General features: G+C 67.0%; 1 protein-coding gene. It reads left to right on the forward strand.

The window, feature by feature from the left end; genetic code table 11:
- On the forward strand, window positions 1-359 hold a 359-nt coding region (locus AAH979_RS43160), incomplete at its 5' end, for a hypothetical protein (protein ID WP_346263902.1).
- Window positions 360-466: the final 107 nt, after the last annotated feature.

The following is a 466-nucleotide window of genomic DNA, read 5'->3' on the forward strand; positions in this document are numbered from 1 at the left end:
CGACCCTGCCCACCACTGTCGTCTTCGACCATCCCACCCCGGAGGCGCTCGCTGACCACCTCGACATCCGGCTCGGCGGCGGCAACGGTAGCGGCTCCGCCGGCAACGTGCACCCGCTCGTGGAGAGTCTCGAAAGACTCACCGAGCTCCTCGACAACACCGATGCCGCCGACCTGATCGAGCACCGTGTCACGCACCGTCTGCGGGCGCTCCTGTCGCGGCTCGACGGAGGCACGGACCACGATCCAGAGGACCTCGACGCCGACCTGCTGAAGGCCTCGGACGACCAGCTCTACGAGTTCCTCCGGCACGAGCTCGGAATCACGCACGACCCCTCCGTTGACGGCTCCGGAAGGTGAACGCAATGAACAACGAGGACAAGCTTCGCGAGTACCTCAAGCTCGTCACCGCCGACCTGCGCAAGGCCCGTCGCCGTGTCCAGGAGCTGGAGGCCATCGAGCCGTTG

Origin of the sequence: Plantactinospora sp. ZYX-F-223 (assembly GCF_039649625.1) — a bacterium.
Classification (GTDB): domain Bacteria; phylum Actinomycetota; class Actinomycetes; order Mycobacteriales; family Micromonosporaceae; genus Plantactinospora.